Origin of the sequence: Pseudomonas sp. PDM09, assembly GCF_014852305.1 — a bacterium.
Taxonomy (GTDB): domain Bacteria; phylum Pseudomonadota; class Gammaproteobacteria; order Pseudomonadales; family Pseudomonadaceae; genus Aquipseudomonas.
Genome location: NZ_JACVBI010000012.1, coordinates 153,007 through 174,752 on the forward strand (window position 1 = coordinate 153,007; position 21,746 = coordinate 174,752).

Here is a 21,746-nt window from a genome sequence, read left to right on the forward strand (position 1 = left end):
CCGGCGACTTATTCGCTGGAAAGCAGATCCATGGTGTGTTTATCCATCATTTCCAATGCGCGGCCACCGCCGCGTGCAACGCAGGTCAACGGGTCTTCGGCGACGATCACCGGCAGACCGGTTTCCTGGGCCAGCAACTTGTCGAGGTCGCGCAGCAAGGCGCCACCACCGGTCAGTACCAGACCACGTTCGGCAATATCGGACGCCAGCTCCGGAGGCGATTGCTCCAGTGCACTTTTCACGGCCTGAACGATGGTGGCCAGGGACTCTTGCAGAGCTTCCAGCACTTCATTGGAGTTCAGGGTGAATGCGCGTGGAACGCCTTCGGCCAGGTTACGGCCACGAACGTCGACTTCGCGAACTTCGCCGCCCGGGTAAGCCGTACCGATTTCCTGTTTGATGCGCTCGGCGGTGGATTCGCCGATCAGGCTGCCGTAGTTGCGACGCACGTAGGTGATGATCGCTTCGTCGAAGCGGTCGCCGCCAACCCGTACGGATTCGGCATAGACCACACCGTTGAGGGAGATCAGCGCGATTTCAGTGGTACCGCCACCGATATCGACAACCATCGAACCGCGAGCTTCTTCAACCGGCAGGCCGGCACCGATCGCAGCGGCCATCGGCTCTTCGATCAGGAACACTTCACGGGCACCGGCACCAAGGGCCGATTCACGGATGGCACGACGCTCAACCTGGGTGGATTTGCATGGAACGCAGATCAGCACACGAGGGCTAGGCTGCAGAAAGCTGTTTTCGTGAACCTTGTTGATAAAGTACTGCAGCATTTTTTCGCAGACGCTGAAGTCGGCGATCACACCGTCCTTCATCGGACGAATGGCAGCAATGTTGCCCGGCGTACGGCCGAGCATACGCTTGGCCTCGGTGCCGACAGCAACGACACTTTTCTGGTTACCGTGTGTCCGAATAGCCACAACCGATGGCTCATTCAGGACGATACCGCGCTCGCGCACGTAAATAAGGGTGTTGGCAGTGCCCAGGTCAATGGAAAGATCGCTGGAAAACATGCCACGCAGTTTCTTGAACATGGGAAAGGGACCCTAGGCAACGCGTGGGTAAAAAAGTGCGGCAAACTCTAACAACGACAGGGATTTTGGGCAAGGCGCCAATATGTTAAATTGGCCGCTTTTCTGTGCACCAAGCCCCACAATCGCGGCCTTGAGACCGTAGAAATGCGGTAGTGTTCCGACAATCTAACACACGGACGCCGTCCGTTCTGTTTTCCACTGGAGAATCCCATGGCGCTTGAACGCTCCGACGTGGAAAAAATCGCTCATTTGGCCTGCCTTGGCCTCAATGAAGCCGATCTTCCACACATCACTTCGGCCCTGAACAGCATTCTCGGGCTGGTCGACGAAATGCAAGCGGTCAATACCGACGGTATCGAGCCGCTGGCCCACCCACTGGAAGCCAGCCAGCGCCTGCGTGCAGACGTCGTGACTGAAACCAATCATCGCGAGGCCTATCAGTCCATCGCACCAGCGGTCGAAAACGGCCTGTATCTGGTTCCGAAAGTCATCGACTAAAGGGAAAGAGCCTGCAATGCATCAATTGACTCTGGCCGAGATCGCCCGCGGACTCGCCGATAAAAAGTTTTCTTCCGAAGAGCTGACCAAAGTCCTGCTGGCGCGTATCGCCCAGCTCGACCCGCAGCTCAACAGTTTCATCAGCCTCACCGAAGACCTGGCGCTGCAGCAGGCGAAAGCCGCTGACGCTCGTCGGGCCAACGGCGAGAGCGGTGCCCTGCTCGGCGCGCCGATCGCGCACAAAGACCTGTTCTGCACTCAGGGCATCCGCACCAGCTGCGGCTCGAAGATGCTCGACAACTTTAAAGCACCGTACGACGCCACCGTGGTCGCCAAACTGGCTGCTGCCGGGGCCGTGACCCTGGGCAAGACCAACATGGACGAATTCGCCATGGGGTCGGCCAACGAGTCGAGCTACTACGGCCCGGTGAAAAACCCATGGAACCTGGAACACGTTCCGGGCGGCTCGTCCGGTGGTTCGGCGGCTGCGGTTGCCGCGCGCCTGTTGCCGGCAGCCACCGGTACCGACACTGGCGGTTCGATTCGTCAGCCCGCCGCGCTGACCAACCTCACCGGCCTGAAACCGACGTACGGTCGTGTTTCGCGCTGGGGCATGATTGCCTACGCGTCCAGCCTCGATCAGGGCGGCCCATTGGCCCGCACCGCCGAAGACTGCGCGATCCTGCTGCAAGGCATGGCCGGTTTCGACCCGCAGGACTCCACCAGCATCGACGAGCCCGTGCCTGATTACAGCGCCGGCCTCAACGCTTCGCTGCAAGGCCTGCGCATCGGCGTGCCGAAGGAATACTTCAGCGCCGGTCTCGATCCGCGCATCGCCGACCTGATCATGGCCAGCGTCGAAGAGCTGAAAAAGCTCGGCGCCGTGATCAAGGAAATCAGCCTGCCGAACATGCAGCACGCCATTCCTGCGTACTACGTGATCGCCCCGGCGGAAGCGTCTTCCAACCTGTCGCGTTTCGACGGCGTGCGTTTCGGCTATCGTTGCGAAGACCCGAAAAACCTGGAAGACCTGTACAAGCGTTCCCGTGGCGAAGGGTTCGGCCCGGAAGTGCAGCGCCGGATCATGGTCGGTGCCTACGCGCTGTCGGCCGGTTACTACGACGCCTACTACCTGAAGGCGCAGAAAATCCGTCGCCTGATCAAGAACGACTTCATGGCGGCCTTCAATGAGGTCGACATTATCCTCGGCCCAACCACGCCGAACCCGGCCTGGAAGCTCGGCGCCAAGAACAGCGACCCGGTCGCTGCGTACCTGGAAGACGTCTACACCATCACCGCCAACCTCGCCGGTCTGCCGGGCTTGTCCATGCCTGCAGGTTTTGTCGATGGCCTGCCGGTCGGCGTGCAGTTGCTCGCCCCGTATTTCCAGGAAGGCCGCTTGCTCAACGTTGCGCACCAGTATCAGTTGAACACTGACTGGCACACCCGCACCCCAACCGGCTTCTGAGGAGAAACACATGCAATGGGAAGTCGTGATCGGGCTGGAGATTCATACCCAGCTCACCACCCGGTCGAAAATCTTTTCCGGTAGCTCCACCACTTTCGGTTCCGAGCCGAACACCCAGGCCAGCCTGGTAGACCTCGGCATGCCCGGCGTATTGCCGGTGCTGAACCAGGAAGCGGTGCGCATGGCGGTGATGTTCGGTCTGGCCATCGATGCCGAGATCGGCCAGCACAACGTGTTCGCCCGCAAAAACTATTTCTACCCGGACCTGCCCAAGGGCTACCAGATCAGCCAGATGGAATTGCCGATCGTCGGCAAGGGCCACCTGGACATCGCGCTGGAAGACGGCACGGTCAAACGCGTCGGCATTACCCGCGCGCACCTGGAAGAAGACGCCGGTAAAAGCCTGCACGAAGAGTTCAACGGTGCCACCGGTATCGACCTGAACCGCGCCGGCACGCCGTTGCTGGAAATCGTTTCCGAACCGGACATGCGCAGCGCCAAGGAAGCCGTGGCTTACGTCAAGGCTGTCCATGCACTGGTGCGTTACCTGGGAATATGCGACGGCAACATGGCCGAAGGTTCGCTGCGTTGCGACTGCAACGTGTCGATCCGTCCAAAAGGTCAGGTTGAATTCGGTACACGCTGCGAGATCAAGAACGTCAACTCGTTCCGCTTCATCGAGAAGGCGATCAACACCGAAGTGCAGCGTCAGATCGAGCTGATCGAAGACGGCGGCAAGGTGATCCAGCAAACCCGTCTGTACGATCCGAACAAGGACGAAACCCGTCCGATGCGCAGCAAAGAGGAAGCCAACGACTACCGTTATTTCCCCGATCCGGACCTGTTGCCGGTGGTCATCGAAGACTCGTTCCTCGACGACGTGCGCGCCACCCTGCCAGAACTGCCACCACAGAAACGCGAGCGCTTCCAGGAACAGTTCGGTTTGTCGGTCTACGACGCCAGCGTCCTGGCCACCAGCCGCGAACAAGCCGATTACTTCGAGAAAGTCGCAAGCATCGGCGGCGACGCCAAACTGGCGGCTAACTGGGTGATGGTTGAACTGGGCAGCCTGTTGAACAAGCAAGGCCTGGACATCGACCAGTCGCCGGTTTCGGCCGAGCAACTGGGCGGCATGCTGCTGCGCATCAAGGACAACACCATCTCCGGCAAGATTGCCAAGGTGGTGTTTGAAGCCATGGCCAACGGCGAAGGCAGCGCAGACGAGATCATCGACAAGCGCGGCCTCAAGCAAGTGACCGACACCGGCGCGATCTCGGCGGTGCTGGACGAAATGCTCGCGGCCAACGCCGAGCAGGTCGAACAATACCGCGCGGCAGACGAAGCCAAACGCGGCAAGATGTTCGGTTTCTTCGTCGGCCAGGCCATGAAAGCCTCCAAAGGCAAGGCCAACCCGCAACAGGTCAACGAACTGCTTAAAAGCAAGCTCGAAGGCTGATGAGAATGGAGCCAGCATTCAAACCTGGCTCCATTCCCTGTGGGAGCGGGCTTGCTCGCGAACGCGGTCCGGCACTCAACACAAGGTTGACTGTCAGAATGCATTCGCGAGCAAGCCCGCTCCCACATTTGTTTCCGGGATACCTTTTATGAAGCGTCTGCTCAGTGCCTGCGCCCTGCTCTCTTTGCTGGCCGGTTGTGCCAGTACGGACACCATCGATCCACACGGCTACGACAAGACCGGCGTAGCTTCGTATTACGGCGCCAAACACCATGGCAAACGCACCGCCAGCGGCGAGCGTTTCAACCAGCACGGCTTGACAGCCGCCCATCGCCAGTTGCCGTTCGGCACCCGGGTGAAGATTACCAACCTGAATAACGACAGGTCCTGCGTGGTGCGCGTCAACGACCGCGGGCCATACTCTCGTGGGCGCCTGATCGACGTGTCACGTGAAGCGGCCGAACAGTTGGGCATGCTGCGCAGTGGCACCGCGAAAGTTCGCGTGCAAGCCCTCGACGACTGATAGACGGAGCGCTGACTATTTTCGGACTTGCCGATTTACCCCTGATCAGCGTGATTGAATTGTTCAGCGGTCTGTTTTTACTGATCGCCGGTGCCGAATTGTTGGTGCGCGCCGCCGTGCGCCTGGCCGCGCGACTGAATGTGCGGCCGCTGATCATCGGCCTGACCATCGTGGCCCTCGGCAGCAGCGCACCGCAGATGGCGGTCAGCCTGCAAGCCACCCTGGCGCAAAACGCCGACATCGCCGTTGGCAGCGTGATCGGCAGCAGCATCTTCAATATCCTCGTCACCCTCGGGCTCTCGGCGCTGATTATTCCGCTGCGGGTTTCGCGGCAATTGGTGCGCCTGGATATTCCGCTGATGATTGGCGCCAGCCTGCTGGTGTTCGTACTGGCATGGAACGAAGAACTAAACCGGTTCGACGGCATGCTGCTGCTGGCCGCGCTGGCGCTGTATCTGGGCTTGCTGCTGCGCCAGTCGCGGCACTCGGCCCGTCCGCCATCGGGCGCACATGACGCACGGCAGGCACCCTGGTTCGGCAGCCTGCTGATGATTGTCGCCGGGCTGGCGATGCTGGTATTCGCCGGGCACTTGCTGCTCGGCGCCGCGGTGGCGGTTGCGACCGACCTGGGGTTGTCGGAGCGGATCATCGGCCTGACGATCGTCGCCGTCAGCACGTCCCTGCCGGAGCTGGCCACTTCGTTGATCGCCGCGTTGCGCGGTCAGCGGGACATCGCGGTAGGCAACGTAATCGGCAGCAATCTGCTCAACCTGTTGGGCGTGCTAGGGCTTACCGCATTGATCGCGCCGTCGCCGCTGTCGGTCTCGCCGAACGCCCTGGATTTCGACCTGCCGGTGATGCTCGGTGTCGCGGTGCTGTGCCTGCCGGTGTTCTATTCCGGCTACCGGGTGACTCGCGCCGAAGGCCTGCTGTTCTTGGGTTTGTACCTGGCCTATGGGCTGCACGTGGTGTCGTTCACCACCGGTATGCCACTGGCCGGCAAGCTTGAACACCTGATGCTGTTTTTCGTCCTGCCGGCGCTGGGGGCGTTTTTGCTGTTCACCTCGCTACGCGCCTGGCGTCGCCAACACCACAAGAGGGAATTGCCATGAGCACTGATAAAAAGTCTGGGGTTGAGGTCCGTCGCGAAGTGATGGGCGACGCTTTCGTCGACCGCGCCTTGGGCAATGCCACCGAATTCACCCAACCGTTACAGGACTTCGTCAACGAACACGCCTGGGGCGGGGTCTGGAACCGTGAAGGTCTGCCGCTGAAAACCCGCAGCCTGATCACCCTCGCCGCGCTGACCGCGTTGAAGTGCCCGCAAGAATTGAAAGGCCACGTGCGCGGCGCACTGAACAACGGCTGCACCGTGGAAGAAATTCGCGAGGCGCTGCTGCATTGCGCGGTGTATGCAGGAGTGCCGGCGGCGATCGATGCGTTTCGGGCGGCGCAGGAAGTGATTGATAGCTATCAAAAGCCGGAGTAACAGCCTGGCGTTTGTAGCGTTAGAAAGATTGCTATCGCGAGCAGGCTCGCTCCCACAGGGGAATGCATTCCAAATGTGGGAGCGAGCCTGCTCGCGATGAGGCCTTTAAGAACACCGCAAAACCTTCGCCTAAATCCACCCACCCCACTGCAACAAAAAGATCCCGACGTTGGTGGTGACCGCCGCCATCAGCGTGGTAATCACGATGATCGCTGCCGCCAATTCATGATTGCCATTGGCCTGCCGCGCCATGACGAAACTGGCCGCCGCGGTCGGGCTGCCGAAGTACAGAAACAAAATCCCCAACTCCGCCCCGCGAAACCCCCAGAGCCAGGCACCCAAAGTCGCCAGCACTGGCAGGCCGATCATCTTCACCAGGCTTGAACTCAGCGCCATCGTGCCGCTTTTGCGCATCGCCGCCAGCGACAACGTGCCCCCGATGCAGATCAGCGCCAACGGCAAGGTGGTCTGTGCCAGGTACTGGCCGGACGTTTCCAGCCACCCCGGCAAACCAATCTTGAAATACGCAAACGGCGTCGCCGCAAACACGCTGATGATCAGCGGGTTGACCATCACGCTCTTGCAGATGCTCCACGGGTCAGACTTGATCACCGGGCTGTAGACCGCCAGCACGATGGTCGAGAGCGTGTTGTAGAACAGGATCACCAACGCCGCGAGAATGGCCCCAAGGGAAATCCCGTAGTCGCCGTACATGCTCGCCGCCAGTGCCAGACCGATAACGCCGTTGTTACCGCGAAACGCGCCCTGGGTGTAGATGCCCCGGTCTTCCCGCGGGCATTTCCAGATCGCCCAGCCCCAGGCAATCGCAAAACACATCAGCGTGGCAATCGAGAAGTAGATCAGCAGCGCCGGTTGCAGCGCGGCATGCAGGTCGGCATGCAAGATGCCCAGAAACAGCAACGCCGGCATGGTGACGTTGAAAACCAGGGCCGACGCGGTATGAATGAAGTTGTCGTTGATCCAGTCGATGCGCTTGAGCAGCGCCCCCAGAAACAGCATGGCAAACACCGGCGCGGTGATGTTCAGGGTTTCGAGGAAAATAGCCAGCATGCTGGGAGAACCTTGGGTGGGCGTCGTTAGGGGGCTAATGATAAGCCACTTTCACCCGGATCGTTCCCACGCTCTGCGTGGGAATGCCTCTTGTGACGCTCTGCGTCACGCTTTTGGGACGCAGAGCGTCCCGGGCTGCATTCCCACGCAGAGCGTGGGAACGATCATTACGTGATCGGCGCAGGATTGAACAAGGTAATGTCGTTATGCAGCTTATGCTGCTCGGCCCACGTCTGTTTCTTGCCGCTGGCCACGTCCAGGTAATAGTGGAACAACTCCCAGCCAAGCTCTTCAATCGACGCTCGCCCGGTAGCAATTCGCCCGGCATCGATATCGATCAAATCCGGCCAGCGTTGCGCCAGTTCTGTACGGGTCGACACCTTCACCACCGGTGCCATCGCCAACCCATAAGGCGTCCCCCGCCCGGTGGTGAACACATGCAGGTTCATCCCCGCCGCCAACTGCAATGTCCCGCAGACAAAATCACTGGCCGGGGTCGCGCAAAAAATCAGCCCTTTGCGCTTGAAGCGCTCGCCAGGGCCGAGCACCCCGTTGATCGCGCTGCTGCCGGACTTGACGATCGAGCCCAGCGACTTCTCGACAATGTTCGACAACCCGCCCTTCTTGTTCCCCGGCGTGGTGTTGGCACTGCGATCCGCTTCGCCCTTGGCCAGGTAACGGTCGTACCAGTCCATTTCCCGCACCAGTTCCTGAGCCACTTCCTCGGTTTCGGCGCGGGACGTCAGCAGGTAAATCGCGTCGCGCACCTCGGTGACTTCGGAAAACATCACCGTCGCCCCCGCCCGCAGCAACAGGTCCGAGGCATAACCGAGCGCCGGATTGGCAGTGATGCCAGAGAACGCATCGCTGCCGCCGCACTGCATGCCGAGGATCAGCTCGGACGCCGGCACGGTTTCCCGACGACGCAGATCGAGCTTTTTCAAGCGGGATTCGGCCAGTTCCATGATCTGCTCGATCATCTCGGTGAAACCGTGGCTGGAGTCCTGCAAGCGGTACAGCCACGGCTCGCTCAAATCCACCGAACTGTCGTTCTCGTGCATCACCTGCCCGGCCTGCAATTTCTCGCAGCCCAGGCTGATCACCAACGCTTCGCCACCCAGGTTCGGGTTGCGCGCCAGGTTGCGCACGGTGCGGATCGGGATGTACGCGTCGGTGGCGGTGATCGCCACGCCGCAGCCGTAACTGTGGGTCAGCGCCACCACGTCATCGACGTTCGGGTACTTGGGCAGCAACTCGTCCTTGATGCGTTTCACCGCGTGATCCAGCACGCCGGTAACGCACTGCACGGTGGTGGTGATGCCCAGAATGTTGCGCGTGCCGACGGTGCCGTCGGCGTTGCGAAAACCCTCGAAGGTGAAGCCTTCCAGTGGTGCCTGCGCGACCGGCACTTCGGTGGACAACGGCAGGCTGTCCAGCGGCGGCGCGGTCGGCATGCGCAGTTGATCTTCCTTGACCCAGCTGCCGCGAGGAATCGGCTGCAACGCGTAGCCGATTGTCTGGCCGTAACGAATCACCTGGCCACCCTCGGGAATGTCCTCGAGGGTGACCTTGTGGCTCTGCGGCACGAAATCCACGGTGACCAAACCATCGGGGAATTCGGTGCCGGCCGGTACGCCCTGATCGTTGACCACGATCACCACATTGTCCCGCTCGTGCAGGCGGATGTAGCGCGGCGAGTCGGAATGTTCAATCAACTGCATGACGCCGCTCCTCAGGAATGCGCTTCAGATAACTTATTGTTGGTTTCAGGACCGCTGACAGGCGGCTCTTTGAGTACCACACGTTTGATCGGGCCAACGATCACCAGATAGCTGAAGACGGCTACCAGCGCGTTGCAACCGACGAACACCAGCGCCCATTTGAATGAACCGGTGGAGCTGATGATGTAGCCGATAACGATCGGCGTGGTGATCGACGCAATGTTGCCGAAGGTGTTGAACAGGCCGCCGCTGAGACCGGCGATCTGTTTCGGCGAGGTGTCGGACACCACGGCCCAGCCCAACGCGCCCACGCCTTTGCCGAAGAAGGCCAGGGCCATGAAGCCGACGACCATCCATTCCACGTCCACATAGTTGCAGGCCACGATGCTGCTGGACACCAGCAGGCCGGCGATGATCGGCGCCTTGCGGGCGAAGGTCAGCGAGTGGCCTTTGCGCAGCAGGTAATCGGAAATCACCCCGCCAAGCACACCACCGATAAACCCGCAGATCGCCGGCAGCGAGGCAATGAAACCGGCCTTGAGGATGGTCATGCCGCGCTCCTGCACCAGGTACACCGGGAACCAGGTCAGGAAGAAGTAGGTGATGCCGTTGATGCAGTACTGGCCCAGATACACGCCGAGCATCATCCGGTTGGTCAGCAGCTGGCGGATGTAGTCCCACTTCGGACCGTCGCCTTTTTTGCCTTTGCCTTTGTCCTGGTCCATGTCGACCATGCCGCCGTTGTCGGCGATGTGCTTGAACTCGGCGTCGTTGATCATCGGATGCTGGCGCGGGCTGTAGATCACCTTCAGCCAGATCCCCGAGAAGATGATGCCGATCCCCCCCATGACGATAAACACGTGCTGCCAGCCGAAGCTGTAAACGATCCAACCCATCAGCGGTGCGAACAACACGGTGGCGAAGTATTGCGCCGAGTTGAAAATCGCAGACGCTGTACCGCGTTCAGCGGTCGGGAACCAGGCCGCCACGATGCGTGCGTTGCCGGGGAAGGATGGCGCTTCTGCCAGGCCCACCAAAAAGCGCAGCATGAACAGCGCAACCACCGCCGTGGACATGCCGAACTCACCGACATAGCCCTGCAGCACGGTGAACAGCGACCAGGTGAAAATGCTCAACGCGTAGATTTTTTTCGAACCGAAACGGTCCAGCAGCCAGCCACCGGGAATTTGCCCGGCCACGTAGGCCCAACCGAATGCGGAGAAGATATAACCGAGGGTGACCGCGTCGATGCCGAGGTCTTTTTGCAGGCTGGAGCCAGCGATTGCGATAGTGGCCCGGTCGGCGTAGTTGATCGTGGTCACCAGAAACAGCATGAGCAGGATCAAATAGCGGACGTGAGTCGGCTTGGTCGATTGCATTGTAGATGTACTCCCACTGATTATTTTTATGCGCGGGTGAATCTTCTTTGGTCTGTCTTTTGTAGGAGCTGGCCTGCCAGCGATACAGGCCACTCGGTGTGTCAGTCACACCGCGATGATGCTATCGCTGGCAGGCCAGCTCCCACAGGTATTGCGTGTATCAGGAGCCGATGTAGCTGGTCTTCACGACCGTGTAAAACTCTTGTGCATAGCGACCTTGCTCACGTGAGCCATAGGATGAACCTTTACGCCCACCAAACGGAACGTGGTAATCCACGCCGGCGGTCGGCAGGTTGACCATCACCATCCCGGCCTGGGAGTGGCGCTTGAAGTGGTTGACGTACTTCAGCGACGTGGTGGCGATACCCGCTGACAGGCCGAACTCGGTGTCGTTGGCCATGGCCAGCGCTGCCTCGTAATCGGCGACGCGAACGATGTTGGCCACCGGGCCGAAGATCTCTTCGCGGCTGATGCGCATCGCCGCTGTGCTGTCGGCAAACAGCGTCGGCGCGAGGAAGTAGCCTTCGGTGTCGCACGTCACCAGACCACCGCCACTGACCAGACGCGCACCTTCGGACTGGCCGATGTCGATGTATTTCATGTCCTGTTCAAGCTGAGCCTGCGAGACGACCGGACCGATATCAGTGCCGGTTTTCAGCGCGTGACCAACCTTGATCGACTTCATGCGCTCGGCCATGGCTTCGACGAATTTGTCGTGAATCCCGGCGGTGACGATGAAGCGGCTCGACGCGGTGCAACGCTGCCCGGTGGAATAGAACGCGCTCTGTACCGACAGCTCGACCGCTTGCTTGAGGTCGGCGTCATCGAGAATGATCTGCGGGTTCTTGCCGCCCATTTCCAGCTGAACCTTGGCCTGACGCGACACGCAGCTAACAGCGATCTGGCGACCCACGCCCACGGAACCGGTGAAGCTGATGCCATCAACTTTCGGGCTCTGCACCAGCGCATCGCCAACCACCCGACCACTGCCCATCACCAGGTTGAACACGCCGGCGGGGAAGCCTGCACGGGAGATGATTTCCGCCAGCGCCCAGGCGCAACCTGGAACCAGGTCCGCAGGTTTGAGCACGACGCAGTTGCCGTAGGCCAGGGCCGGTGCGATTTTCCACGCCGGGATCGCGATCGGGAAGTTCCACGGGGTGATCAGGCCGACCACACCCAATGCTTCGCGGGTCACTTCGACGTTGACGCCCGGACGCACCGACGGCAAGTAGTCGCCGGACAGGCGCAGGCATTCACCGGCGAAGAACTTGAAGATGTTACCGGCGCGAGTCACTTCGCCGATGGCTTCGGGCAGGGTCTTGCCCTCTTCCCGGGCCAGCAAGGTGCCGAGCTCTTCGCGACGGGCGAGGATCTCGCTGCCGACTTTATCCAGGGAATCGTGACGTGCCTGAATGCCCGAAGTGGACCAGGCCGGGAACGCAGCGCGGGCGGCGTCGATGGCGGCGTGGACCTGAGCCAGATCAGCCTTGGCGTAATCGCCGATGGTATCGGTCAACTCCGACGGGTTGATGTTGGCGCAGTAATCACTGCCCTTCACCCATTCGCCGTTGATGTAGTTATCGAAACGCTTTGCATCAGCCACTTGAAGATCTCCTCACGCAAGAAGCCGCTGATTGCTCAGCGGCCTCGGTTTTATCGAGTGTTATTGCGCACCTTGCTTGTCGATCAGCGCGGCGAGCATTTCGTACTCTTCGCCCGTCAGATCGGTCAGCGGCGCACGCACAGGACCTGCGTCGAAGCCTGCAATTTTTGCCCCGGCCTTGACGATGCTCACGGCGTAACCGGCCTTGCGGTTACGGATGTCCAGGTACGGCAGGAAGAAGTCGTCGATGATCTTGCCGACGGTGGCGTGATCTTCGCGAGCAATGGCGTGGTAGAAATCCATCGCGGTTTTCGGGATGAAGTTGAACACCGCCGAGGAGTAAACCGGTACGCCCAGCGCCTTGTAGGCCGCGGCGTAGACTTCAGCGGTCGGTAAACCGCCCAGGTAGCTGAAGCGATCACCCAGGCGGCGACGGATCGACACCATCAACTCGATATCACCCAGGCCATCCTTGTAACCGATCAGGTTCGGGCAGCGCTCGGCCAGACGTTCCAGCAAAGGAGCGGTCAGGCGGCAGACGTTGCGGTTGTAAACCACCACGCCGATTTTTACCGATTTGCATACCGCTTCAACGTGGTCGGCAACGCCGTCCTGGCTGGCTTCGGTCAGGTAGTGCGGCAGCAGCAACAGGCCTTTGGCGCCCAGACGCTCGGCTTCCTGAGCGTATTCGATGGCCTGGCGGGTGGCGCCGCCTACGCCGGCAAGAATCGGCACACTGGTAGCGCAAGTGTCGACGGCAGTCTTGATGATTTCCGAATATTCGCTGGCCGCCAGAGAGAAGAACTCACCGGTGCCGCCCGCGGCGAACAATGCCGAGGCGCCGTATGGGGCCAGCCATTCGAGACGCTTGATGTAGCCCGCGCGATGGAAATCGCCCTGAGCATTGAAGTCGGTGACCGGGAATGACAGCAGACCGGAAGAGAGGATGGACTTCAGTTCTTGTGGATTCATTATTCGAACACCCTGAGTAACAACGTTGTGTGAGAAAACCGTTCAGCCTTCGCCGAAGTTGTAGGTCATCGTACAACTTAAAATACAACCGTCAACTGCATTTCATCGCGAGCCGCAAAATTTGCGTCGGAAAAAGTAATCCCTTGACGTAGGAAATTTCTGATCTATGATCCAGACAACTGTATATACATACAGTTAAATTTGATTCTACCTACGACATATCAAGGAGCTAGAAATGTCAGGTCTATACGCACAACCGAAGGAAAATACCCGACAGATCATCGCCGATCTGGATGATCTTTTTACCGAGCACGGCATCGCTCTTTCTGGCAATGGCGACACTTTGAAGCTGCTCGCGGGCAGCCATCACACTCACAAAAATCAGCAACCCACCTCACCGAAAAAAACGCTGAAAGGTCCGCAACTGCGGTTCGAGGGAGCTGAACACACCGCTATCGGCGACAGCACCTTGTTGCGTTTCATCAAGGACGCCCCCGCTATTCCAGCCTCACAGGTAGAGCTGCATTTACCCAACGGACTGGCGCTGACCTATGGCCAGGTCATCGCACTGGGAGGTGATTTTTATGGAATTCCCGATCAACCGATCAACGAAGGCGCGACACCCGCCGAGCGAATCCAGCGCTTTGCCAACGCCTTCAACTCCCTGGCGGTACTGCCGGCCTCAAACGCCGAGGCGAAGTTGATCCTCGGTGTCATGCAGAAAGAAATCGCCGCCATCAATCAAGCGATCAGGGACGGAAAACAGCCTCACGAGGCTTATGACGCCCTCGGTGATACGTTGTCGGAAGAGTGGAATAAGATCACCGGTGGCGGCAGTTTCGTCTCGGCACTGGTCCCGTTGGGGCGTTATCTGAAACTGGCCGCCAACAATGCCGATCACTTTGGCGAATGGGCGGTGCTGGCCTACATCGCCGGGCACACGGCAGCGCTGCAACAAGCAGTGCTGGCCCACAACAGCGGCGATGAAAAGCAGTTGGAACTGGCCTATGCGATGAACGCTTTTGCCGATCATTCTTTGACCGACCTGTATTCCGCCGGTCACCTGCGAGTACCGCGCAAACAGTTGGCGGCAGTGGTCACGCCCAGTGACCTCGGCTCGTTGATTACCCGCTTCATGCACGATGAAGACAGCAAGTTCGGCCTCAACGTGAGCAATGGCAACGGCGATCGCTGGCACGCCTACGGCGACAAACGCTATTTCGACGCCATCGACAGCGCCAATCGCGCCCAGGTGAATCAAGCGGTTCAGGTGTCTGCGGATGAAGTGTTCGCGGCGTACCTCAGTGGCACTGCTCCATCGGCCGGCAGCTTTGCTGCATTGAAAAGGCTGCCCGACCTGCAAGCGGTTCTGAACCCGGCCGGCAATTTCTCGCCACTGTTCAAGGTCGAGGGCAACAAGGTATTGCGGCGCAAGGACGTCAACAACTTGAACGACACCGCCACCGTGGACGACTGGTGGGGCTGGAGCACGTACCTGCTGCTCAAGGACTACCAACCAACCGGCGCGCTGAATTCAGCGGCCAATGCCTGATAAGGAGATCACTGATGACTATCAAATTGAAACTGGAACTGGCTTCTGGCCAATCGCTGAAAGGTGCGCCATTGGAGTTGTTGTCGAAGGGCGTGCCGGTTGCCCGGGCGCTTGTGGATGAACGCGGGCATGCGGTTTTCGATGCCAAACCTGGGGCTGCCGGGTTGGCGGTGAGGGTGGATCGTTCGATTTTGAGGACTGGCTGAAGCTACTGCGAGATGGCCGCCGGCTCTTTCGCGAGCAAGCCCGCTCCCACATTGGATCTTCGGTGAACGCATTTTTTGTGAACAACCGGGATCAAGTGTGGGAGCGGGCTTGCTCGCGAAGGCGTTATTCCAGGCCCAACGGAAAGTGAAAATGCACACTGACCGCTCATCGAAACTACTATTTCTAACAGTTTTAAGCAGTCCCTGAACAAGGCTAAATCGCCGTTCAATCACTGCTCAGGTCAGCGTCCATGAACACAACCCATCGATTTAAATTTCCAGTCAGAACCAAGCATGCGCCTCTGGAAATGCTCATGAACTTCGATCTCCACGTGAACGTTGGAGATTTCGTCGAGTTTGAGATGATCCCCGGAAAAAACTGGCTCATCACTCGGAAGAAATTCAAGGTGCTGATGGACAACACAATCGAGTACGTCGACTACGAAGCGAAGGGGGCCTAACCCCGCTGCGCCTGCGCCTCTTCATGCGCCTGGCGCAACCGCTCGCGGCTATTCGTCAGGTGCAAACGCATGGCCGCCCGCGCTGCATCCGAATCCTGACGCGCAATCGCATCGTAAATCTCTTCATGCTCACGGCTCAGGCGACTCATGTAGTGCTGCTGATCATCATGGGCCAGGCGCGCGGAGTTCAGGCGCGTTCGCGGAATGATGCTGGTGCCCAGGTGAGTCATGATGTCGGTGAAATAGCGGTTGCCCGTCGCCAGGGCGATTTGCAGGTGGAACTGGAAGTCGGACGCCACGGCATCGCTGGCATGGGAGACACTTTCATTCAATGCATCCAGCGCCGCACGCATCAACGCCAGTTGCTCGGGGCTTCGACGTTGTGCGGCAAGGCCGGCGGATTCCACTTCCAGGCTGATGCGCAATTCAAGAATTGCCAGCACATCGCGCAAGGTCACCACGGTGGCCGGATCAATACGGAAACCGCTCGGGCTCGGGGTATCGAGCACGAAGGTGCCGATGCCATGACGGGTTTCGACCTGGCCTGCGGCCTGCAAACGGGAAATCGCTTCGCGCACCACGGTGCGACTGACGCCATGGGCATCCATGATCGCCGACTCGGTGGGCAACTTGTCGCCACGCTTGAGGTGACCGTCGCGGATCTGCTCGGACAGCACCGTCACCAGTTCCTGAGCGAGGCTGCGGCGCTTGCGAGGGAGGCGAGGTGCGTCGATCGGGTTTTCCATGGTGAACGTCTGTCTCGAAAATTCGGCTGAATCCGCATCATAGCTCAACACGGTTGTACGATCACCGTCGGCGCACATTCCCTGTGTGGTGTCAGGCGGTCACGGCCTGGTCTACCAGATGCCCATTCTCGATACGCACATGCCGTGGATGGAAACGCTTCAGGCTGCTGCGATGGCCAACGCTGACGATGCTCAGTCCAGGCAATTCATCGATCAACGCCTGATACAACGACGCTTCATCTTCTTCGTCCATCGCCGAAGTGGCTTCGTCCATGTACAGCCATTGCGGCGCATAAAGCAGCGCGCGGGCGAAGGCCAGACGTTGCTGCTCGCCCGGCGAAAGCATGCGCTGCCAGTGGTTGGCTTCATCCAGACGCGAAACCAGGTGCGGCAAGCGGCAGGTTTCCAGCACGTGGACGTAACGCTCATGCGGGTAGGTGTCGCCCGGCTGTGGATAACTCAGCACCTCGCGCAAGGTGCCAATCGGCAGATAGGGTTTTTGCGGCAGGAACAAATACCGTCCCGTCGGCAGACGGATGCTGCCGTGGCCGGCCGGCCAAAGGTGCCCCATCGCCCGCAGCAAAGTCGATTTGCCGCTGCCAGAACGACCGCTGAGCATGACGCGCTCGCCCTCCTCCACCGTCATGTCGGCGTTGGTCAGCAGGTGACGACCGTCAGCGAGGTCGAGGCCAAGGTTATGCACCTTCAACGCCGAGCCCTGATTCTGCACATCGATGGCCGGCGCGCGCTGCTCGTTATCGCTCATGGCCTGATGGAAACTCAATAGACGATCGCAAGTGGCACGCCACTCGGCAAGGCCCTGGTATGCACTGATGAACCAGCTGAAGTTTTCCTGAACGTTGCCGAACGCCGAGTTGATTTGCATCAGCTCACCCAGCTCGATCTTGCCGGCGAAGTAACGAGGTGCCGCGACCATGAACGGGAAGATGATTGCGATCTGGCCATAACCGGAAGTGAAAAAGGTCAGGCGCTTGGACACTTTCATGATGTCCCAGAAGTTGTGCCAGACCATGCTGAAGCGGCTGCTCAGACGGCGGTTCTCATTGGGCTCGCCGTTGTACAACGCAATGCTTTCGGCATTCTCGCGGACTCGTACCATGGAGAAACGCAAATCGGCTTCGAAACGTTGCTGGTTGTTGTTGAGGCCGATCAGGCGACGCCCGATCAAATGCGTGAGCCAGCTGCCGACGATGGCGTAAACCAGTGCACACCAGAACATGTAGCCGGGAATCGTATAGCCAAACACTTCGATGCTGCCTGAGACGCCCCACAGAATAATCGAGAACGACACCAGGCTGACGACGGTGCGGATCAAACCAAGGCCCAGGACCAAGGTGTTGGTGGTGAATTTATTGAGGTCTTCGGAAATGCGCTGGTCCGGGTTATCGGTGTAACCGCCCTGCTCCAGCTGATAGTAGTTCTTGTTGCCCAGCCAACGGGTGAAGTGTTTCTCGGTGAGCCAGGCCCGCCAGCGAATGGTCAACATCTGGGTCAGGTAGAGCTGATACACCGCGGCGAGAATTGCCACGGCCGCGATGCCGCAGAAATACAGGATCAAATGCCAGAAGGCCGCTTCGTCCTTCTTTTGCAGGGCGTTATAGAAATCCTTGTACCAACTGTTGAGCCACACTGAAATCGCCACGCTGAACAATGACAGCGCGATCACCGCGATCAGCAACGTCCAGGCCTTGCCCTTCTCTTCGCTGCGCCAGTAAGGCGTGCTCATCGCCCAGACTTTGCGAAAAAACTGCCCGCGCACAGCATCATTGACCGCGCAATATTCAGCGTTCTGATTCATGGATAAGGCTCGATAAAGAAAAGAACACACACGAGCCGATCATAAATGATCGGCCCGGCTTGTAACGAGGTGTGACAACAATTGTTCAGCGCCGGTTCAGCGACGGACCGGACGCTTCTGCAGTTTGCGCTGCAGCGTGCGGCGGTGCATGCCCAAGGCGCGGGCGGTAGCGGAGATATTGCCTTCGTGCTCGGTCAATACGCGCTGGATGTGCTCCCACTGGAGGCGATCCACGGACATCGGGTTTTCCGGCACCAGGGTATCGAGGTCGGCGTGCTCGGAGAGCAACGCGGCCAGCACATCATCGGCGTCCGCCGGTTTGCACAGGTAATTGCAGGCGCCACGCTTGATCGCCTCGACGGCGGTAGCAATGCTCGAGTAACCGGTGAGGATCACCACGCGCATTTCCGGGTCGAGTTCCAGCAGTTTGGGCAACAACACCAAGCCCGAATCGCCGTCCATTTTCAGATCCAGGGCGGCGTAATCCGGTATGTCGGCCTGGGCGATGGTCAGGCCTTCTTCGGCGGACCCTGCGGTACTCACGCGAAAACCGCGGCGGGCCATGGCGCGGGCCATCACACGGGTGAAGGTTGCGTCGTCGTCTACCAGCAGCAAATGCGGCAGTTCTTCGCCTTCGACTTGGATCTCGTCACTCATGTTCGTCTCCTCGGGCGACACGGGGCAGGCGCAGCTCGGTAAGCGTGCCACCTTCCTCATGACTGTAGAGTTTCACTGAGCCGCCGGCGCGTGTCACGCTGGCTTTGCTCAAAAACAGGCCCAGGCCGAAACCTTTGCCCTTGGTGGTAAAAAACGGTTTGCCAATCTGCTCGGCAATGGCCAATGGCACACCGGCGCCATGGTCGCGAATGCTGATGGTCAAATCCTCGGCATTCCAGTCCAGCGTCACTTGCAAGCCTTCGGGGCACGCATCGGCGGCGTTGTTCAGCAAATTCAGCAGGGCCTGGGTCAGGTCCGGCGGCGGTGCCATGCGCGGCACGGTACCCTGGCCCAGGCGCTGGAAGCGATAACTGGCTTCCGGGCGCATCAAGTGCCAGCGGTTCAGGGCTTCGTCGAGCCAATCGGTGACGTCTTGCATCTCCACCGCCAAGCGACGATTGGCTTCCGCCGCCCGGACCAACTGCTGCAAGGTCTCTTTGCAGAGTTTGACCTGATCCTGCAGCACGCTCAAATCGTCCTGCAACAGCGGGTCTGGATGGTCCTGGCGCATTTCCTTGAGCAGCACGCTCATGGTCGCCAGCGGTGTACCCAGCTCATGGGCGGCACCCGCCGCCTGGGTCGCGACGGCCAGTAATTGCTGATCGCGCAGGCCTTCTTCGCGACGAATGGCACGCAATTCTTCCTGACGACGCAGCTCTTCGGCCATGCGGGCGGCGAAGAACGTGATCACCGCCGCCGCCAGGGCGAAGCTCAGCCACATACCGTAGATCTGCAGGTTTTCTCGGGCGATCGGGAACGTTTCCAGCGGGTAGAACTGCGCCAGCAGCAACGTATAAAGCGCCAGCGCGATACCCGACAGAATCACCGAATAACGCCATGGCAGCGTCACGGCGGCGATGGTCAATGGCACCAGGTAATAAGAGACGAACGGATTGGTCGAGCCGCCGGAGAAGTACAGCAAGGCACTGTGGATAAACAGGTCACAGGCCAGTTGCACGGCGTATTCGAGCTCGGTCACCGGCCACGACGTGCGCAGACGAACCGCCGTGAACGCGCACAGCAGCATCGAGCAACCCAGGGTCATTGCCAGTTGCACCCATGGCAACGGCAGCAGGTCGAACCAGTAGGCCAGTCCCACAGAACCGGCCTGAGCGGCCAACACCAACGTGCGGATGAACGTAAGCCGCCAGAGGTTCTGACGAGTGGCGGAAGTAATTTGAACGGGGGCGAGCATGAGCTCTCCTGATGAGCGCTCCAGGCGGATCGCACGGAGTATAACCAAGCCGCGGGCCTGAGAGGCAAAAGTGCGGCAAACGACCACATGGCAGAAAGGATTGCTGCGTCTATAAGGACGCCTTCGCGGGCAAGCCACGCTCCCACATTGGAATGCGTTCCCCTGTGGGAGCGTGGCTTGCCCGCGATTGGCTGCGAAGCATCCACCTGCTGATTATCTGTATAGAAGTTGTAACTGTGCGAACCGGACCATTGAAGCTAGAGTCTGATGGTTTCACGCAGGTTCGGACCTTAACCCCTGCGCATCGTCCAAGGAGCTTTTCATGCACACATTGCGCCGCAGCGCCGCCCTTCTTGCCTTAAGCGTTGGCACCGTCGCCAGCCTTCCAGCCCTGGCCGTCGACGAACTGCATTACAACCAGATCTCCCTGCGCGCCGAAGTCAGCCAGGAAGTGGCCCGCGACCTGATGATCGTGACCCTCTACACCGAAGAGCAAAACAGCGACCCGGCCAAACTCGCCGCCGACGTCAGCACCACCATGAACAAGGCGCTGGCACAGGCTAAAGAAGTCAAAGACATCACCCTGCGCCAGGGCAGCCGCAACAGCTACCCGATCTACGACACCAAAGGCCAGAAAATCATCGGCTGGCGTGAACGCGCCGAACTGCGCCTGGAAAGCTCGGATTTCGCCGCCCTGTCCAAACTCACCGGCGAACTGCTCACCGACCTGAAAATGGGCGGCATGGATTTTGCCATCGCCACCCCGACCCGTAAGGCCAGCGAAGACGCCCTGCTCAAAGAAGCCGTGACCGCCTTCAAGTCCCGCGCCCAACTGGCCACCGACGCCTTGGGCGGCAAGAGCTACAAAATCGTCAACCTGAACCTCAACAGCAACGGTTATCCACAGCCGTACCTGCGCGGACCGATGATGATGAAAGCCGCTGCCGGCATGGATTCGGCACCGGTGACGCCAGAAGTTGAAGCCGGGACCAGCCAGGTCAGCATGACGGCGGATGGGGCGATTGAAGTGTTGATGCCTTGATTCGATAAGTCTGTACAAAAAACGGCGATCACCGAAGTGATCGCCGTTTTTTATTGCCCGTCGTAGGCCAGTCGGTTTTTTTGGCGAACAATCTGCCGCCATCGCGAGCAGGCTCGCTCCCACATTGGATCTGTGTCGTACATAAAATCCATGTACACCCTCAATCCCTGTGGGAGCGAGCCTGCTCGCGATGAACGATAACGCGGTCTACGCCGGATCGACGTTATCCAACGCCCGGTTCACCGCCAACTCCGCCAGCATGATGATCTGTTGAATCGCCAACACTGTATTGCGCTGCGGGCCGATCAGGTGGGTGGCGAAATCACTGGCCAGGACGCTGGCCGAGGCCAATGACTCGCAGGCTTGTGCCAGCAGGCTTTCGGTATCCATGTTGGGGGCAATCATATACATCGTGCTGGGACGACGGGGTGTCGGGGCATATGGGGCGGGTGGATCGAGGTAGTAATCGAGGGCGCGTTTTATGGCTTCGCGGTCTTTGAGTAGTTCTTCGGTGCGCAAGGCTTCAGCGTTGGGGGTGGAGGTGTTGAAGGGTGGGTCCGGGATTAACTTATCCATGCAATTTTCCTTTTGAAATTGGAGCCATCAATTTCCGATCTCACTCGGCGAAGAGGTGGCAGCTATGTGCGGTGTGAGATTACCGGCAAAAGGAACCCGGCCAGACCGAGGTCTGCCCGCACACAGCCGCCATAACGCATTTGCTGGCAGCGGATAAGCTGGCGGCAATTATGGAGTGGCTCGCGTGGGTTTCCAATCGTTTA

21 protein-coding genes are annotated in these 21,746 nt (G+C 59.6%); 10 read left to right on the plus strand and 11 right to left on the minus strand.

Annotation, left to right across the window (positions count from 1 at the left end; genetic code table 11):
• Nucleotides 1-8 precede the first annotated feature (8 nt).
• Nucleotides 9-1,046, minus strand: a complete 1,038-nt coding sequence (gene mreB, locus IB250_RS25640; protein ID WP_002555108.1) for a rod shape-determining protein MreB — start codon at nt 1,044-1,046, stop codon at nt 9-11.
• 210 nt (nt 1,047-1,256) lie between these two features.
• Here mreB and gatC point away from each other — a divergent pair, with 210 nt between their 5' ends.
• The 6 genes from gatC to IB250_RS25670 all read left to right on the plus strand — a co-directional run bounded on the left by gatC (nt 1,257) and on the right by IB250_RS25670 (nt 6,480).
• Nucleotides 1,257-1,544 (plus strand): Asp-tRNA(Asn)/Glu-tRNA(Gln) amidotransferase subunit GatC, encoded by a 288-nt coding sequence (gene gatC / locus IB250_RS25645; protein ID WP_047537661.1) that lies wholly within the window; start codon nt 1,257-1,259, stop codon nt 1,542-1,544.
• Nucleotides 1,545-1,560: 16 nt separating this feature from the next.
• The gene (gatA, locus tag IB250_RS25650) at nt 1,561-3,012 is read left to right on the plus strand and encodes an Asp-tRNA(Asn)/Glu-tRNA(Gln) amidotransferase subunit GatA (protein ID WP_192346248.1); all 1,452 of its coding nucleotides are present in this window, start codon (nt 1,561-1,563) and stop codon (nt 3,010-3,012) included.
• A 10-nt stretch (nt 3,013-3,022) separates the two neighbouring features.
• Nucleotides 3,023-4,468, plus strand: coding sequence for an Asp-tRNA(Asn)/Glu-tRNA(Gln) amidotransferase subunit GatB (gene gatB / locus IB250_RS25655; protein ID WP_123498962.1), 1,446 nt, complete (start codon nt 3,023-3,025; stop codon nt 4,466-4,468).
• A gap of 148 nt (nt 4,469-4,616) precedes the next feature.
• The gene (locus tag IB250_RS25660) at nt 4,617-4,991 is read left to right on the plus strand and encodes a septal ring lytic transglycosylase RlpA family protein (RefSeq protein ID WP_123355900.1); all 375 of its coding nucleotides are present in this window, start codon (nt 4,617-4,619) and stop codon (nt 4,989-4,991) included.
• Between the two features lie 50 nt (nt 4,992-5,041).
• Entirely contained in the window at nt 5,042-6,103 is a 1,062-nt protein-coding gene (locus IB250_RS25665; RefSeq protein WP_192346250.1) for a calcium/sodium antiporter, read from the plus strand.
• Nucleotides 6,100-6,480, plus strand: a complete 381-nt coding sequence (locus IB250_RS25670; RefSeq protein WP_192346252.1) for a carboxymuconolactone decarboxylase family protein — start codon at nt 6,100-6,102, stop codon at nt 6,478-6,480. Before IB250_RS25665 ends, IB250_RS25670 begins: the two co-directional genes overlap by 4 nt.
• 129 nt (nt 6,481-6,609) lie before the next feature.
• Here the strand turns inward: IB250_RS25670 and IB250_RS25675 are convergent, their stop codons facing one another.
• The 5 genes from IB250_RS25675 to kdgD form a co-directional block, all read right to left on the minus strand.
• Entirely contained in the window at nt 6,610-7,551 is a 942-nt protein-coding gene (locus IB250_RS25675; protein WP_123498954.1) for an AEC family transporter, read from the minus strand.
• A gap of 167 nt (nt 7,552-7,718) precedes the next feature.
• Nucleotides 7,719-9,272 carry a galactarate dehydratase gene (garD, locus tag IB250_RS25680; RefSeq protein ID WP_192346254.1) on the minus strand — a complete coding sequence of 518 codons (1,554 nt, stop codon included), beginning with the start codon at nt 9,270-9,272 and terminating at the stop codon, nt 7,719-7,721.
• A gap of 11 nt (nt 9,273-9,283) precedes the next feature.
• Nucleotides 9,284-10,651: an MFS transporter gene (locus IB250_RS25685; RefSeq protein ID WP_192346256.1), complete on the minus strand. Its 1,368-nt coding sequence runs from the start codon at nt 10,649-10,651 to the stop codon at nt 9,284-9,286.
• A 160-nt stretch (nt 10,652-10,811) separates the two neighbouring features.
• Nucleotides 10,812-12,257, minus strand: coding sequence for an aldehyde dehydrogenase family protein (locus IB250_RS25690; RefSeq protein ID WP_192346258.1), 1,446 nt, complete (start codon nt 12,255-12,257; stop codon nt 10,812-10,814).
• A 60-nt stretch (nt 12,258-12,317) separates the two neighbouring features.
• On the minus strand, nt 12,318-13,229 hold the full coding sequence (gene kdgD / locus IB250_RS25695; protein ID WP_192346260.1) for a 5-dehydro-4-deoxyglucarate dehydratase: 912 nt from the start codon (nt 13,227-13,229) through the stop codon (nt 12,318-12,320).
• Between the two features lie 235 nt (nt 13,230-13,464).
• Between kdgD and IB250_RS25700 the strand changes: the two genes are divergently transcribed.
• From IB250_RS25700 to IB250_RS25710, 3 genes are all read left to right on the plus strand, one after another.
• Nucleotides 13,465-14,781 carry a phospholipase gene (locus IB250_RS25700; RefSeq protein ID WP_192346262.1) on the plus strand — a complete coding sequence of 439 codons (1,317 nt, stop codon included), beginning with the start codon at nt 13,465-13,467 and terminating at the stop codon, nt 14,779-14,781.
• A 14-nt stretch (nt 14,782-14,795) separates the two neighbouring features.
• Entirely contained in the window at nt 14,796-14,987 is a 192-nt protein-coding gene (locus IB250_RS25705) for a hypothetical protein (protein WP_192346264.1), read from the plus strand.
• 314 nt (nt 14,988-15,301) lie between these two features.
• Nucleotides 15,302-15,448 (plus strand): hypothetical protein, encoded by a 147-nt coding sequence (locus IB250_RS25710; protein ID WP_225603831.1) that lies wholly within the window; start codon nt 15,302-15,304, stop codon nt 15,446-15,448.
• On the opposite strand, the gene IB250_RS25715 is transcribed toward IB250_RS25710, so the two are convergent.
• The 4 genes from IB250_RS25715 to IB250_RS25730 all read right to left on the minus strand — a co-directional run bounded on the left by IB250_RS25715 (nt 15,445) and on the right by IB250_RS25730 (nt 19,925).
• On the minus strand, nt 15,445-16,194 hold the full coding sequence (locus IB250_RS25715; RefSeq protein WP_007901399.1) for a FadR/GntR family transcriptional regulator: 750 nt from the start codon (nt 16,192-16,194) through the stop codon (nt 15,445-15,447). The genes IB250_RS25710 and IB250_RS25715 overlap by 4 nt on opposite strands.
• Nucleotides 16,195-16,285: 91 nt before the next feature.
• Nucleotides 16,286-18,013, minus strand: a complete 1,728-nt coding sequence (locus tag IB250_RS25720) for an ABC transporter ATP-binding protein/permease (RefSeq protein ID WP_192346268.1) — start codon at nt 18,011-18,013, stop codon at nt 16,286-16,288.
• Between the two features lie 96 nt (nt 18,014-18,109).
• Nucleotides 18,110-18,670, minus strand: a complete 561-nt coding sequence (locus IB250_RS25725) for a response regulator transcription factor (protein ID WP_007901386.1) — start codon at nt 18,668-18,670, stop codon at nt 18,110-18,112.
• Complete coding sequence (locus tag IB250_RS25730) at nt 18,663-19,925, minus strand: ATP-binding protein (RefSeq protein ID WP_008067291.1); 1,263 nt, start codon at nt 19,923-19,925, stop codon at nt 18,663-18,665. The genes IB250_RS25725 and IB250_RS25730 overlap by 8 nt, the downstream gene beginning before the upstream one ends.
• Nucleotides 19,926-20,247: 322 nt before the next feature.
• Between IB250_RS25730 and IB250_RS25735 the strand changes: the two genes are divergently transcribed.
• A complete protein-coding gene (locus IB250_RS25735; RefSeq protein ID WP_192346270.1) occupies nt 20,248-20,967 on the plus strand; it encodes an SIMPL domain-containing protein in 720 nt (239 codons plus the stop codon).
• A gap of 207 nt (nt 20,968-21,174) precedes the next feature.
• On the opposite strand, the gene IB250_RS25740 is transcribed toward IB250_RS25735, so the two are convergent.
• Entirely contained in the window at nt 21,175-21,543 is a 369-nt protein-coding gene (locus IB250_RS25740; RefSeq protein ID WP_192346272.1) for a DUF6124 family protein, read from the minus strand.
• Nucleotides 21,544-21,746 lie beyond the last annotated feature (203 nt).